The sequence below is a fragment of the Nonomuraea sp. LPB2021202275-12-8 genome, from assembly GCF_037044575.1.
In the GTDB taxonomy this organism is placed as follows: domain Bacteria; phylum Actinomycetota; class Actinomycetes; order Streptosporangiales; family Streptosporangiaceae; genus Nonomuraea.
Genome location: NZ_JBAHWD010000010.1, coordinates 119,469 through 132,421 on the forward strand (window position 1 = coordinate 119,469; position 12,953 = coordinate 132,421).

At 70.1% G+C, this 12,953-nt stretch carries 13 protein-coding genes; 6 read left to right on the forward strand and 7 right to left on the reverse strand.

The features are described 5' to 3' along the window. Nucleotides 1-17: 17 nt before the first annotated feature. On the forward strand, nucleotides 18-956 hold the full coding sequence (locus tag V5E28_RS20685; RefSeq protein WP_336208607.1) for a ribose-phosphate diphosphokinase: 939 nt from the start codon (nucleotides 18-20) through the stop codon (nucleotides 954-956). A gap of 99 nt (nucleotides 957-1,055) precedes the next feature. Continuing rightward, nucleotides 1,056-1,832: an SDR family NAD(P)-dependent oxidoreductase gene (locus tag V5E28_RS20690; RefSeq protein ID WP_336208608.1), complete on the forward strand. Its 777-nt coding sequence runs from the start codon at nucleotides 1,056-1,058 to the stop codon at nucleotides 1,830-1,832. Nucleotides 1,833-1,859: 27 nt separating this feature from the next. Here V5E28_RS20690 and V5E28_RS20695 read toward each other — a convergent pair whose 3' ends face one another. Beyond that, complete coding sequence (locus tag V5E28_RS20695) at nucleotides 1,860-2,636, reverse strand: SDR family oxidoreductase (RefSeq protein ID WP_336208753.1); 777 nt, start codon at nucleotides 2,634-2,636, stop codon at nucleotides 1,860-1,862. Between the two features lies 1 nt (nucleotide 2,637). Between V5E28_RS20695 and V5E28_RS20700 the strand changes: the two genes are divergently transcribed. The 4 genes from V5E28_RS20700 (at nucleotide 2,638) to V5E28_RS20715 (ending at nucleotide 5,494) form a co-directional block, all read left to right on the forward strand. Then, nucleotides 2,638-3,372, forward strand: a complete 735-nt coding sequence (locus V5E28_RS20700; protein WP_336208609.1) for a nucleotidyltransferase domain-containing protein — start codon at nucleotides 2,638-2,640, stop codon at nucleotides 3,370-3,372. Between the two features lie 10 nt (nucleotides 3,373-3,382). Continuing rightward, on the forward strand, nucleotides 3,383-3,763 hold the full coding sequence (locus tag V5E28_RS20705; protein ID WP_336208610.1) for a VOC family protein: 381 nt from the start codon (nucleotides 3,383-3,385) through the stop codon (nucleotides 3,761-3,763). Nucleotides 3,764-3,848: 85 nt separating this feature from the next. Further along, the gene (locus V5E28_RS20710) at nucleotides 3,849-4,490 is read left to right on the forward strand and encodes a maleylpyruvate isomerase N-terminal domain-containing protein (protein ID WP_336208611.1); all 642 of its coding nucleotides are present in this window, start codon (nucleotides 3,849-3,851) and stop codon (nucleotides 4,488-4,490) included. A 167-nt stretch (nucleotides 4,491-4,657) separates the two neighbouring features. Further along, nucleotides 4,658-5,494: an NAD(P)H-binding protein gene (locus V5E28_RS20715; protein WP_336208612.1), complete on the forward strand. Its 837-nt coding sequence runs from the start codon at nucleotides 4,658-4,660 to the stop codon at nucleotides 5,492-5,494. Here the strand turns inward: V5E28_RS20715 and V5E28_RS20720 are convergent. The 6 genes from V5E28_RS20720 to V5E28_RS20745 all read right to left on the reverse strand — a co-directional run bounded on the left by V5E28_RS20720 (nucleotide 5,473) and on the right by V5E28_RS20745 (nucleotide 12,929). Beyond that, a complete protein-coding gene (locus tag V5E28_RS20720) occupies nucleotides 5,473-6,477 on the reverse strand; it encodes an ABC transporter ATP-binding protein (RefSeq protein WP_336208613.1) in 1,005 nt (334 codons plus the stop codon). The genes V5E28_RS20715 and V5E28_RS20720 overlap by 22 nt on opposite strands. After that, entirely contained in the window at nucleotides 6,474-7,448 is a 975-nt protein-coding gene (locus V5E28_RS20725) for an ABC transporter ATP-binding protein (RefSeq protein ID WP_336208614.1), read from the reverse strand. Before V5E28_RS20725 ends, V5E28_RS20720 begins: the two co-directional genes overlap by 4 nt. Next, nucleotides 7,445-8,326 carry an ABC transporter permease gene (locus tag V5E28_RS20730; RefSeq protein WP_336208615.1) on the reverse strand — a complete coding sequence of 294 codons (882 nt, stop codon included), beginning with the start codon at nucleotides 8,324-8,326 and terminating at the stop codon, nucleotides 7,445-7,447. The genes V5E28_RS20725 and V5E28_RS20730 overlap by 4 nt, the downstream gene beginning before the upstream one ends. Continuing rightward, nucleotides 8,323-9,378, reverse strand: a complete 1,056-nt coding sequence (locus V5E28_RS20735) for an ABC transporter permease (protein WP_336208616.1) — start codon at nucleotides 9,376-9,378, stop codon at nucleotides 8,323-8,325. The genes V5E28_RS20730 and V5E28_RS20735 overlap by 4 nt, the downstream gene beginning before the upstream one ends. Further along, nucleotides 9,375-11,180 carry an ABC transporter substrate-binding protein gene (locus tag V5E28_RS20740; RefSeq protein WP_336208617.1) on the reverse strand — a complete coding sequence of 602 codons (1,806 nt, stop codon included), beginning with the start codon at nucleotides 11,178-11,180 and terminating at the stop codon, nucleotides 9,375-9,377. Before V5E28_RS20740 ends, V5E28_RS20735 begins: the two co-directional genes overlap by 4 nt. A 120-nt stretch (nucleotides 11,181-11,300) precedes the next feature. After that, on the reverse strand, nucleotides 11,301-12,929 hold the full coding sequence (locus V5E28_RS20745; protein WP_336208618.1) for an ABC-F family ATP-binding cassette domain-containing protein: 1,629 nt from the start codon (nucleotides 12,927-12,929) through the stop codon (nucleotides 11,301-11,303). Nucleotides 12,930-12,953 lie beyond the last annotated feature (24 nt).

The following is a 12,953-nucleotide window of genomic DNA, read 5'->3' on the forward strand; positions in this document are numbered from 1 at the left end:
GCTATTGTTTGTGAATCGTGCGAGACATCACGGTATTCAGTGGCAGCGCCCATCCAGGTCTGGCCGAGGAGATCTGCGCCCACCTGGGCACTCCCCTCCACCCCGTCAAGGTCGACCGCTTCGCCAACGACGTCGTCGAGGTCCAGCTCCAGGCCAACTGCCGCGAGCGCGACGTCTTCCTCATCCAGCCCCTGGTGCCGCCCACACAGGAGAACCTGGTCGAGCTGCTGCTGATGCTCGACGCGGCCCGGGGCGCCTCGGCGGCCAGGACCACCGTGGTGCTGCCGCACTATGCCTACGCACGCTCGGACAAGAAGGACACGCCGCGCATCTCGATCGGCGCTCGGCTGGTCGCGGACCTGATGGTGACGGCGGGCGCCAGCAGGGTGCTGGCGATGACGCTGCACTCGCCGCAGGTGCACGGCTTCTTCAGCGTCCCCGTCGACCACCTGCACGCGCTGCGCGAGCTGGCCGCGCACTTCAGCCGCTACGACCTGTCCAACACGGTCGTGGTCTCCCCCGACCTGGGGAACGCCAAGGAGGCCGCGCACTTCGCCCGGCTGCTCGGGGCCGGGGTCGCGATGGGCGCCAAGCAGCGCTTTCCCGACGACCGCGTGGTGATCAGCTCGGTGATCGGTGACGTCGCGGGCAAGGACGTGATCATCCTGGACGACGAGATCGCCAAGGGCAGCACGGTCATCGAGCTGCTCGACCGGCTGCGCGAGCAGGGCGTGAACTCGGTGCGCATCGCCTGCACGCACGGCCTGTTCGCCGACGGCGCGGTGGAGCGCCTCGGCGCGCTGCCGGAGGTCGAGGAGATCGTCTGCACGAACACGGTGCCCCCGCCCAAGCCGAGCGACAAGCTCACGGTCCTGTCGATCGCCCCTGCACTGGCGGAGGCCATGCGACGGATCCACTACGGCGAGTCGGTGAGCGCCCTGTTCGGCGCCCCCTGACGGCCCCTGGGCCTGTCCCGGGAGTTGGACGGCGCATGCTCACGTGGCGCGCGGCTTATTCGTTTGATCCTCCGGTCAGGAGCTTGCGATGCTCCTGTGATGGTCGACACGAGGCTCGCGGGGCAGGTCGTTCTCGTCACCGGCGCCTGCGGGGGGATCGGTGCGGCGATCGCGCGGGCGTTCTCCGCCGAGGGAGCGCGAGTGGCGGTGCACCATTTCGCCGAGACGCCCCCTCCCTCAGGTGTCGCGTGGGAGCACGCCGCCTTCCCGCCGGAGGTCGCCGTGGAGCTGGCCGGGGAACTCGGCGACGCGGCGGCCGTACAGGGGGATCTTCGTGAACCGGATGCGCCGCGGCACCTGTTCGAGGAGGTGGAGCATCGGCTGGGACCGGTCGATGTGCTGGTGAACAATGCCGCCCACTGTGAATCGCCGGACACGTTCGACTCCCTCACCGCCGGTGGCCTGCGCCGTCACTACGAGGTCAACGCGATAGCCCCCGCCCTGCTCATCTCCGAGCTGGCCAGGCGGCGGCGAGAAGGCGGGACGCCGTGCGTGGTGAACGTCTCCACGGACGCCGCCCGCGCGTTCCCCGGGCAGGTGGGGTACGGCACTTCCAAGGCGGCGCTCGAAGCCCTCACGCGGGCAGCCGCTCTGGACCTGGCCGCGGCAGGTGTCCGGGTGAACGCGGTGGCTCCCGGGCCGGTGCAGACAGGGTGGATGGACGCCGGGACGTACGCGCGTGCCCGCTCGATCGTGCCGATGGGCCGGGTGGGCGAGCCGGCCGACATCGCCGACGCCGTCGTGTTCCTCGCCTCGCATCAGGCCCGCTGGATCACCGGCCAGATCCTCCAGGTGGCCGGAGGTCACGCGCTCTGACTCGTCGCGGGGCGCGGGGCCGGGGTGTCACGCGAAGCCGCCGTTGCTCATGAGCAGCTGGCCGTTCACCCACTCCCCCTGCGGCGAGCACAGGAAGTCGACGAGATGAGCGGTGTCCTGCGGCGTGCCCAGGCGGCTGAGCGGTATCTGGCGGAGGCATGTCTCCCGCACCTCGTCCGACATCCAGCCGGTGTCCACCGGCCCGGGGTTGACGGCGTTGGCGGTGATCCGGAGGTGGGCGAGTTCGTGAGCGGCGGCCAGGGTGATGCGGTCCAGGGCGCCCTTGCTCGCGCCGTAGGGCAGGTTGCCGACGGTGTGGTCGCTGGTCAGGCTGATGATCCGGCCGGTCCCGGGCGAGCCGCGGAAGCGCAGCCCGTACTCGCGGATCAGCAGCCAGGTGGCTCGCGCGTTCACGGCGAAGTGCCGGTCGAAGCTCTCCAGGGTGGTGTCGAGCAGGCCGGAGGCGACCGACTCGCAGTGGCACATCACCAGGGCGGTGACGTTGCCCAGCGCGCGCTCCGCCTCGTCGAAGATCCGGGCGGGGGCTGCCACGTCGGTGAGGTCGGCCTCGATCGCCACGGTGGCCGCGCCGTTGCCCGCCAGGGCCGCGTCGATCGCCTCGGTCGCCCCCTGCTCGACGCCCCAGGCCATGCGTTCGTCGTAGGGGGTCCAGTAGGTGAAGGCGATGTCCCAGCCCGACGCCGCCAACCGGGTGGCGATCCCCGCGCCGATGCCGGCGGTGCGTCCCACACCGGTGATCAGAGCGACCTTTTCACTTTTCCGTGGTTGGATCATAGTTGTCATCATGCATACCGCCACCGATCTTTTGCTGACCCAATTCCTCGCGGAGGTCAGGCCTGTCGTGCCGCTGGTGGCGTTGTGGGCGCACGGGTCGCTGGCCAAGGGCGACTACCAGCCGGGGCGCAGCGACCTCGACCTGATCGCGGTGGTGGAGGAGCCGCTCACGGACGCGCAGCGGGACGGGCTCGAGCGCCTTCACCAGGGCATCGACCTGCCGCTCGCCGAGCATCTGCACTGCTCCTACCTCCCGTTGGGGCGCCTGTCCGATCATGGGACGGAGCATGTGACGTGGGCGATGGAGGAGCTGTTCGACCGGCCTGTCACCGCGGTGACGCGCCGCGAGCTGCTGACGGGCGCTCTGGAGCTGTACGGCGAGCCGCCCGGCGAGCTGATCCCGCCGGTCTCGGATCGGGAGCTGGCCGAGTTCGTCCGGGGGGATCTGCGCGACTTCTGGCTGGTCAAGGCGGGAGGGCGCAAGCGGTGGCTGCAGGAGGTGTGGGTGGACCTGGGCATGGTGACGGTCGCGCGGGCGACGGTGACGTTGCGGGAGGGGCGGCTGATCAGCAAGCGGGAGGCGCTCGACGTGCTGGGCGAGCTGGGTGCGCCCGCGGTCGTGGTGGAGGACATCCGTTCCCGGCGGTACGGGTCACGTCGGCCGGTGCTGAGCAGGTTCCGGCGGGGGAAGCTGGCCCGGGCCTTCGTCAGAGACGCGATCAAGCGGGCCCTGGACGGCCGATAATGTGCGGCACATGCATCGCAGTCGCGTTTACGCCATTCTGATCGACACGCCCGCTGGGGAGGCTGATCAGGCTGCGGCCTTCTGGTCCGCCGCCCTCGGTGCCCGTGCTCAGTCCCTCCCTTCCGAACCGCAGTTCACCACGCTGCACGAGGCCGTGCCCGGGCTGGTCACCGCCGTTCAGGCGGTGGATGACGCACCTCGGTACCATCTCGACATCGAGACCGACGACGTCGAAGCGGAGACCGCGCGCCTGCTCGCTCTCGGTGCGACGCAGATCTCGCAGTGGCAGGAGTGCCGCGTTCTGCGGGCGCCGGGCGGGCATCTGCTCTGCGTCCTGCCGGTGGAAAGCGACCCGGAGGTCTTCGCGGCCCAGGCCGCCACCTGGCCTTGATCCCAGCGTCGCCCTCCTCCGTGGAAGTTCGCGGAACGACACTAGTCTTGAGGCGAAATATCACCTCATAAGGGGAAGGGCTCGCATGGGGGACATCAGGGATTCTTATCTGGTCGCCGCGGCGTCAGCGGTGGCACTGCTGCGCGAGCCCGCTGTGGCCGCGGCCTGGGACAAGCCGAGCGCTCTGATGGAGTTCAGCGTCGCGGGCCTGGCCGGGCACCTGGCTGTCCAGCTCGTCCGGGTGAGCGGCGTGCTGGAGTCGCAGCCCGGAGAGGCCCAGGAGCCGGCCGCCCTGCTGGAGCACTTCTCGATGTCCGCGTGGGTGCAGGCGGGGCTCGACCACGAGAGCAACGTGAGCGTCAGGCGCGGGGGCGAGGCGGCCGCCGCCGACGGTCCCGCCGTGCTGGCGGACAGGGCCGAGGAGCTGCTGGAGCGCCAGCGGATCGCTCTCCCCGCGGAGCCCGCCGACCGGGTGGTCAAGCTGCCGTGGGCCGAGTGGTCACTGCGCCTGAACGACTTCCTGCTCACGCGCCTGATGGAGCTCGTGGTGCACTCCGACGACCTGGCGGCCAGCGTCGGCCTGGAGACGCCCGAGCTGCCGGCCGAGGTCAACGATCCGGTCGTGGACCTGCTGGCGCGGCTGGCCGTACATCGCCATGGGGCCACGGCGGTCATCCGCTCGCTGAGCAGGGCCGAGCGGGCGCCGGCCACGATAAGCGCCTTCTAGTGGCTCGACGCTCGTCACGTAACCGCTTGTCACGCCGCTTGGGCCGGGTATTGCACTGACGGATGGGTGAGTCCAGGGGGCGAAGCTGACCTTTATTGTGGAATGAAGCGTTCTGTTCTGCTATCATAAGACCAGAACGTTCCGTTCCGTATATGAAGGAGCTAGCCATGACCATTCTCGTCACCGGCGCCACCGGGACCGTCGGCCGTCTCCTCGTCGAGGAGCTCCTCCAGACCGGTCAGCGGGTGCGCGCACTGACCAGGAACGCCGCCAAGGCCGGACTGCCCCAGGAGGTCGAGGTCGTCGAGGGCGACCTGGCCCGGCCCGAGACCCTGGCGGCCGCCTTCGAGGGCGTCACCGCGGCGCACCTCATCAACTTCGCCGGCGACGACTACCAGCCACTGGAGCAGGGCGACCGGATCGCGGAGATCGCGGCGCAGGCGGGCGTGCGCCGCGTCACCGTGCTCGGCGGGCGGGCCGACGGCGCGCTGGAGCAGGCGCTGGCCGGCACCGACATGGAGTGGACGCTGCTGCACCCGGTCGAGTTCATGTCCAACACGCTGCGGTGGTGGACCCACTCCGTCAGGGCCGAGGGCGTGGTCAAGGAGCCGTTCGGCGACAGGCTGAGCGCCATGGTGCACGAGCGCGACATCGCCGCGGTGGCCGCCACCGTGCTGGTCGAGGGCGGCTACGGCGGCCGGAGCCTCACGCTGACCGGTCCGCAGGCGGTGGCGACCACCGACAAGGTCCGCATCCTCAGCGAGGCGATCGGCAGGGAGATCCGCTTCATCGAGCTCACCGAGGACGAGGCGCGGGCCCAGTGGCGGATGTTCGGCATGGGCGAGGAGACCATCGAGTTCCTCATCGAGGCGCTCGGCAACACCCCTGAGGAGGGCAGGACGGTGGCCCCGACCGTTGAGCAGGTCACCGGCCGGGCACCGCGCGGCTTCGCCCAGTGGGCCGCCGAGCACGCCGAGGCGTTTCAGCCGGTGGCGTCCGCGTAGTAGCAGGCCGCCTGCGTCCCCGCCGAAGCGGGCAGGATGTCGAGCAGCTCTCCCCTGCATCTGGCGTCCACGCCCGCCTCGGCGGCCTTGCCCGAGGCCAGCACCTGGCAGCGGGCGTGGAACCGGCAGCCACCCGGGATCCTCGTCGGGTCCGGTGGCTCACCGGTCAGCACCACCCGTTCGGGAGACTCGGGCAGCACGGACAGCAGAGCTTGCGTGTAGGGGTGCCGGGGAGCGGTGAGCACCTGCTCGACGGGCCCGGACTCGACGATCCTGCCCAGGTACATGACCGCCACCCGGTCGGCGATGTTCCAGGCCAGGCCCAGGTCGTGGGTGACGACCAGCGCCGACAGGCCGAGGTCGTCGCGCAGCTTGAGCATCAGCGCCAGGATCTCGCCCCGCACCGACGCGTCCAGCGAGGCCACCGGCTCGTCGGCGACCAGGACCTTCGGGTTCAGCGCCAGAGCTCCGGCGATCACCACCCGCTGGCGCTGCCCACCGGACAGCTCGTGCGGGTAGCGCAGCAGGAACCGCTCGGGCGGCCGCAGCCCGGCCCTGGACAGCGCGGATTTCACGATCTCCGCCTCGTCGGGCAGGCCGTGGATGCGCGGGCCCTCGGCCACCGCCTCGTACACGGTGTGGCGCGGGTTGAGCGAGCCCGTCGGGTCCTGCAGGACGAGCTGCACCTCGCGGCGGTAGGCCTTCAGCGCCTTGGAGCCGTACTTCAGCGGCTGCCCGCCGTAGTGCACCGAGCCCGAGGTGGGCCGTTCCAGGCCGAGCAGCGTGCGGGCGAGCGTCGTCTTGCCGCAGCCGGACTCGCCGACCAGCGCCACGATCTCGCCCGCGCCGATCGAGAGGTTCACGCCGTCCACCGCGCGGGCGCGACGCCCGCGCGCGGAGAACTCCACGTGCAGGTCACGCGCCTCCAGCAGGGTGCTGCTCGCCGTGACCGCCGGGTCCGCCGGCGCCTGCGTCTCGGTCATGAGGCCTCCTCTTTCGCCCGTACGTGGACGCACGCGGCGGCGCGGTCGTCACCGGCGGGCCACAGCTTGACGTCCAGCGTCGAGCACTCCTCCAGCGCGATCGGGCAGCGCGGGTGGAACGGGCACCCGGTCGGCAGGTCCATGGGGTCGGGCGGGTCGCCGCCGAGCCCCTTGGGCGCGAGCCGCGAGACCGGATCGCCCACGGTGGGGAACGCCGCCGCCAGCGCCCTGCTGTAGGGGTGCTTGGCGTCGTGGAACACCTCCTGCGACGGGCCGAGCTCCACCAGCCGCCCGGCGTACATGACCCCGAGCCGGTCGCAGACGTCGGCCAGCACGGACAGGTCGTGCGAGATCATGATCAGCGAGATGTCGTGTTCGGCGACCAGATCCTTGATCAGTGTCAGCACCTGCGCCTGGACCATCACGTCGAGCGCCGTCGTCGGCTCGTCGGCGATGATCAGCTTCGGTGAGCAGGCCAGCGCCATCGCGATCATCACGCGCTGGCGCTGCCCGCCGGACAGCTCGTGCGGGTAGCTGCGGGCCCGCCACGCGGGCAGGCCCACCTGGCCGAGCAGCTCGGCCACCCGCTTCTCCGCCGCGTCGGGCTTGGCCAGGCCGTGCACCAGGATGGGCTCGGCGATCTGTTCGCCGATCCGGCGCACCGGGTTGAGCCCATGCTGGGCGCCCTGGAACACGATCGACGCCTCGGCCCAGCGGACCGCCCGCAGGCGGCCCCACTTCATGGCGGCGATGTCCTCGCCGCCGAGCAGGATCCGGCCGCCGACGCGGGCGTCGCGCGGCAGCAGCCGCAGCAGCGCCATGGCCAACGTCGACTTGCCGGATCCCGACTCGCCGGCGACCCCGAGAGCCGCTCCGCTGTCCAGCGTGAGCGACACGCCACGCACCGCGGGCACCTCGCCCGAGGCGATCCGGTAGGTCACGGAGAGGTCGTCCAGTTCGAGCAGACTCATGCGCCCGCCTTCCGCAGTCGCGGGTTGAGCACGGCCTCCAGCGCCCGGCTGCACAGCGTGAACGCCATGACGACCGCGACGATGCACAGGCCCGGGATGAGGATGTACCACCAGGCGCCTTGGGTGGCCGCGCCCCAGTCGTAGGAGCCGCGCAGCATCGTGCCCCAGGAGGTCTTGTTGGCGGTGACGCCCAGGAAGGCCAGCGTGGACTCGGTGACGATGGCGCTGGCCACCTCCAGCGTGGTGCTGGCCAGCAGCAGCGGCGCCACGTTCGGCAGCACGTGCCGGGTGGTGATGTGCCAGTGCCCGGCGCCGAGCGCCTTGGAGCGCTCGATGTACGGCCTGGCCTCCACGGCCAGCGTCTGCGCCCTGATCAGCCGGGCGGTCGACGGCCAGGAGGTGACGCCGATGGCCATGATGACGGTGAAGGTGCTGCCGCCCAGGATGGCCGCTAGCACCAGGGCGGTGATGAGCGAGGGCAGCACCAGGAACCAGTCGGTGACGCGCAGAATGGCGCCGCCGATCCAGCCGCGGAAGTGCCCGGCGGCGATCCCGAGCACGGTGCCGATGATCATGCTGACCAGCGCCGCCAGGAACCCGATGAGCAGCGACGTGCGCGAGCCCCACCAGGCCATCAGCAGGATGGACCGGCCCGACTCGTCAGTGCCGAACGGGTAGTCGAGGCTGGGCGGCGCCCACTTGGGCCCGGTGCCCGAGACGACGCTGGTGACGCTCTCGTCGATGAACAGCGGCGCGGCCAGCGCGAGCACGACCGCCGCCACCAGGATCACCAGGCCCGCGACGCCGGTCCGCTCCCGGCGGAAGGCCTTCCAGAAGCGCCCGAACGCCAGCCGCCGGCGGGTCGAGGTGACGCTCATGCCGCCCTCACTCTCGGGTCCAGCATGTGGTAGACCACGTCGGCCAGCGTGTTCATCAGGATCACGGCCACGGTGATCAGCATGAATGTGCCCTGCATGAGCGTGAAGTCAGGCACCCGGATCGCCTCGTAGAAGAGCTGGCCGAGCCCGGGCCAGCTGTAGATGGTCTCGACGGTGACCGCGCCGCCGACGACGAAGCCGATGCGCATGAAGACCAGCGTCACGGTGGGCAGCAGCGCGTTGGGCACCGCGTGCCTGCGCCGCACGTCGTCGTCGCGCAGGCCCTTGGCCCGCGCCGTCGTCACGTAGTCCTGGCCCATCTCATCCAGCAGCGACGAGCGCATGACCAGCAGATACTGGGCGTACACCACCGCGACCAGGGTCAGACACGGCAGCACCATGTGGTGCGCCACGTCGAGCAGGTACGCGAAGCCATCGGGCGCGTCCACGCTCTGGATGCCCCGCGACGGGAACAGCTTGAGCCAGGCGCCGAAGACCAGCATCAGCAGCAGCCCCAGCCAGAACGTGGGCACCGACCACAACACCAGGGAGACCCCGGTGGAGTAGCGGTCGAACCGGCTCCCGTGCCGCCACCCGGCGCGCACTCCCTGCCAGAGGCCGAGGCTGACCGCGATGAACAGGCCCACCCCCGCCAGCAGCAGCGTCGGGCCTATCCGCTCGCCGATGAGGTCGAGCACCGGCCGCTTGTACTCGTAGGACCTGCCGAAGTCGAAACGGAGGGTGGCGCCGACGAAGTCGAAGAACTGGTCGATCAGCGGCTTGTCCAGGCCGAGCCGGTGCCGCTCCAGGTCGAGCTGGTCGGGCGTCATGTTGCGGCCCTGCGCGAGGTTGCGCACGGGGTCCCCAGGCAGGAGCCGGAACAGGAAGAACGTCCCGACGATCACCATGGCGATGCTGAAAAGCGCCCCGCTGACCTTCGACAGCGCGTATTTCAGCGTGCCGCGGTAGGCGGGGCGATCGTCACCGCGCTGACCCGCAGCGCCCGCCGCCTGGACGGCGGCGGGCTCTGCGGCTTCGAGCGGAGCTGTCATTCGCGGTCGTCCGCCACGCTCTTGCGCCGCCTCGTCAGGAAGAAGGCGCCGAGGCCGATGACCACCACGGCGCCGACGATGCCGGCGATGAGGCCGGTGTTGGAGCCGCCCTCGGCCGACGACGCGGCCGGCTCGACCGCCTCGACCGTGTAGAACGGCCAGTAGCCGCTGCCGCCGTACAGGATGCCGTTGGTCTCGGGGATCGGGGTGATGCTCTTGATCCGGTCCTTGCGGTAGCCCTCGAGGTCGTTCGGGTAGTAGAGGGCGATCACCGGGGCGTCAGTGTAGAGACGCTCCTGCATCTGCTTGATGATCTCCGCGCGCTTGGGCCGGTCGAGCTCCTTGAGCTGCTCCTGGTAGAGCTTCTCGAAGGTTTCGTCGCAGTAGAACGACTCGGTGCCGCCACCCTCGCCGGCCGCGGTCGGCCTGCGGCTGCACAGGTGCGTCGCGAGGACCTCCTCGGGGTCGGGGTTGACCGACCAGCCGCTGATCGCGATGTCGAACAGGCCGGTGACGCCGGTCTCCTCGGAGAACTTGCTGGAGTCGAGCTTCTTGGTGGTCAGCGTGATGCCGACCTCCTTGAAGAACCCGGTCAGGTATTCGGCGAGCTTGTCCTCGATGGGGGTGTCGGTGTGGATGCTGAAGCGGAATTCCAGCTTCTTGTCACCGTCGGGCATCGTCCGGACGCCGTCGGCGCCCTTCTTGTAGCCCGCGTCGTCGAGGATCTGGTTGGCCTTGGCCGGGTCGTAGGAGACCTTGGTGTCGCCGCTGGCCTCCCAGAAGAAGTCCGTGTACATCGGCGGCACGATCGAGCCGTCGGCGGGCTTGGCCAGGCCGTTCTGCACGTCGGCGACCAGCTTCTGCTTGTCGATCGCGTAGTGCAGCGCCTGGCGCACCTTCGCGTCCTTCAGCGCCGGGTGACCGTCGCCGACAGGCTTGTCGTCGGTGGTCGTGGCGCCGTGGTTGAGCTGCAGGTAGGCGGCACGGCGGCCCTGCTCGTTCCACTGCACGATGTTCGCGTCGCCCTTGAGCGCCTCGAAGTCCGGCGGGGTGAGCCGGCCGATCAGGTCGATCTCGCCGTTCTTGAGGCCGACGATCGAGGCGGCGGGGTTGTCGTAGAAGACGACCTGCAGCTCGTCGATCTTGGCCTTGCCGCGCCAGTAGTTCGGGTTGGCCTGCAGCTTGACGAACTGGTCCTTCTTGTGCTCGACGGCGATGTACGGGCCGCTGGTGACGGCCGGGTACTGGTCGGCCGAGAAGTTCGCCAGGTCGGTGACCTTCTCCCAGACATGCTTGGGCATGATCGGGATCGGGTTGTCCAGCATCGACGCCTGCGGGGCCTTGAGCTTGATGGTCAGGTCCTGGCCGCTGGCCGTGACGGTCTCGAAGTTCTCGACGGCGGGGCCGTTCGCGGTCTTGGCCGCGTCGTCCGTCATGATCTTGTTGAACGTCCAGGCGGCGTCCTCGGCCGTGACCGGCTGGCCGTCGGACCACTTGGTGCTGCGGATCTTGAACGTCCAGGTGAGCCCGTCCTCGGACGTGGTCCACGATTCGGCCAGGTCCGGGCTCGGCTGCAGCGTCTTGGAGTCGGGGACCGTGAGGAACCCGTACATCCAGCGGTGGATCGAGGTCGAGACCAGGCGCACGGCGAGGAACGGATTCATCGAGTCCACGGCCTGGGTCGCGCCGACGCGGACGATCTTCTTCCCCGCCGCAGGATCCTGCGCCAGGGCGGCCTGGCCCTGACTAACCACTAAAAGCGCGACGCCCAGCGCAGCTAGGCGTGCGAGCCATTTCCTCATGATGCCTCACCTTCAGGCGGGGGGGTTATCTGTGTAGAGCACGGCACACCATAGGAACGTCGCATGTCAACGAGTGGCGGAGAATTGTTTCATCTTCGTTTCCTTGCGCGGTGTAAATTTTCAGTGGTTCTCGGACACCGTGCCCTGATCCACCCGTAGCCGACGATCGACCCGCACGGCGTCGAGCATCCGACGGTCGTGCGTGACGAGGAGCAGCGTGCCCGGATAGCTCGACAGCGCCGACTCCAGCTGCTCGATGGCGGGCAGGTCCAGATGGTTCGTCGGCTCGTCGAGCACCAGTAGATTAACGCCTCTGGCCTGCAACAACGCAAGAGCTGCCCGGGTGCGTTCGCCGGGCGAGAGTGTGGAGGCGGGCCGCAGCACGTGCGCCGCCTTCAGCCCGAACTTGGCCAGCAGCGTGCGCGCCTCCGCCGGCGGCAGGTCAGGCACGTGCGGAGCGAACGCGTCGAGCAACGCCTCCTCGCCCTCGAACAGCCGTCGGGCCTGGTCCACCTCTCCGACCACCACGCCGGGGCCGAGCGAGGCGTGCCCCTCGTCGAGCGGGGTCCGCCCCAGCAGTGCGCCCAGCAGGGTCGTCTTGCCGGAGCCGTTGGCCCCGGTGATCGCCACCCGCTCCGCCCAGCCGATCTCCAGGTCGACAGGGCCGAGCGTGAACGAGCCCCGCCTGACCACCGCACCGCGCAGCGTGGCCGTCACCGCGCCGGATCGGGGCGCGGCGGCGATCTCCATCCGCAGCTCCCACTCCTTGCGCGGCTCCTCGACCGTCTCCAACCGCTCGATCATCTTCTCCGTCTGGCGGGCCTTTGCGGCCTGCTTCTCGGTGGTCTCGACACGGAGATTGCGGCCGATCTTGTCGTTGTCGGTGGCCTTGCGCCGGGCGTTCTTGACGCCCTTCTCCATCCACGCCCGCTGGGTACGGGCCCGGGCCTCCAGCTGGGCGCGGGTGTCGGCGTACTCCTCGAACTGCTCCCTGGCGTGCCTCCTGGCCACCTCCCGCTCGTCAAGATAGGCCTGGTAGCCTCCGCCGTACAGCCTGATCTGCTGCTGCGCCAGATCCAGCTCCAGGACCCTGGTGACCGTCCTGGCGAGAAACTCCCTGTCGTGGCTGACCAGCACCGCGCCCGCCCGCAACCCCTTGACGAACCCTTCCAGCCGCTCCAGCCCGTCGAGGTCCAGGTCGTTGGTGGGCTCGTCGAGCAGGAACAGGTCGTAGCGGCTGAGCAGCAGCGAGGCCAGCCCGGCCCGCGCCGCCTGCCCGCCCGACAGCGAGGTCATCGGCTGCTCCAGGCTCACGGTCAGCCCGATCGCCGCCGTCCGCTCCTCCAGATCGGCGCCGCCCAGCGACAGCCACCGCTCCAGTGCCACGCTGTAGGCGTCGTCGGCGCCCGGCTCCTGCTCGACCAGGCCCTGGGTGGCGGCGTCGAGGTCGCGCTGCGCCTGGGCGACGCCGGTGCGCCTGGCGAGGAACTGCCCGACGGTCTCGCCCGGCCTGCGCTCGGGCTCCTGCGGCAGGTGGCCGACCGTGGCCGCCGGCGGGCTGAGCTGCGTCGAGCCGTGCTCCGGCTGGTCGATGCCGGCCAGCAGGCGCAGCAACGTGGACTTGCCCGCTCCGTTGGCTCCGACGAGCCCGATGACCTCACCCGGGCTCACCACCAGATCCAGCCCGGAGAACAGGACGCGCTCCCCATGCCCCGCCGCGAGATCCCGCACTACCATGGTCGCGCTCATGTCGGCCGATGCTACTAGGGTGAG

What these genes read in the sequence shown, in the direction of transcription:
- V5E28_RS20705 (WP_336208610.1), top strand. Translation starts at nt 3,383, where the DNA reads ATGCATCGCAGTCGCGTTTACGCCATTCTGATCGACACGCCCGCTGGG.
- V5E28_RS20695 (WP_336208753.1), bottom strand. Translation starts at nt 2,636, where the DNA reads ATGACAACTATGATCCAACCACGGAAAAGTGAAAAGGTCGCTCTGATC.
- V5E28_RS20730 (WP_336208615.1), bottom strand. Translation starts at nt 8,326, where the DNA reads ATGAGCGTCACCTCGACCCGCCGGCGGCTGGCGTTCGGGCGCTTCTGG.
- V5E28_RS20710 (WP_336208611.1), top strand. Translation starts at nt 3,849, where the DNA reads ATGGGGGACATCAGGGATTCTTATCTGGTCGCCGCGGCGTCAGCGGTG.
- V5E28_RS20715 (WP_336208612.1), top strand. Translation starts at nt 4,658, where the DNA reads ATGACCATTCTCGTCACCGGCGCCACCGGGACCGTCGGCCGTCTCCTC.
- V5E28_RS20740 (WP_336208617.1), bottom strand. Translation starts at nt 11,180, where the DNA reads ATGAGGAAATGGCTCGCACGCCTAGCTGCGCTGGGCGTCGCGCTTTTA.
- V5E28_RS20745 (WP_336208618.1), bottom strand. Translation starts at nt 12,929, where the DNA reads ATGAGCGCGACCATGGTAGTGCGGGATCTCGCGGCGGGGCATGGGGAG.
- V5E28_RS20735 (WP_336208616.1), bottom strand. Translation starts at nt 9,378, where the DNA reads ATGACAGCTCCGCTCGAAGCCGCAGAGCCCGCCGCCGTCCAGGCGGCG.
- V5E28_RS20690 (WP_336208608.1), top strand. Translation starts at nt 1,056, where the DNA reads ATGGTCGACACGAGGCTCGCGGGGCAGGTCGTTCTCGTCACCGGCGCC.
- V5E28_RS20720 (WP_336208613.1), bottom strand. Translation starts at nt 6,477, where the DNA reads ATGACCGAGACGCAGGCGCCGGCGGACCCGGCGGTCACGGCGAGCAGC.
- V5E28_RS20700 (WP_336208609.1), top strand. Translation starts at nt 2,638, where the DNA reads ATGCATACCGCCACCGATCTTTTGCTGACCCAATTCCTCGCGGAGGTC.
- V5E28_RS20725 (WP_336208614.1), bottom strand. Translation starts at nt 7,448, where the DNA reads ATGAGTCTGCTCGAACTGGACGACCTCTCCGTGACCTACCGGATCGCC.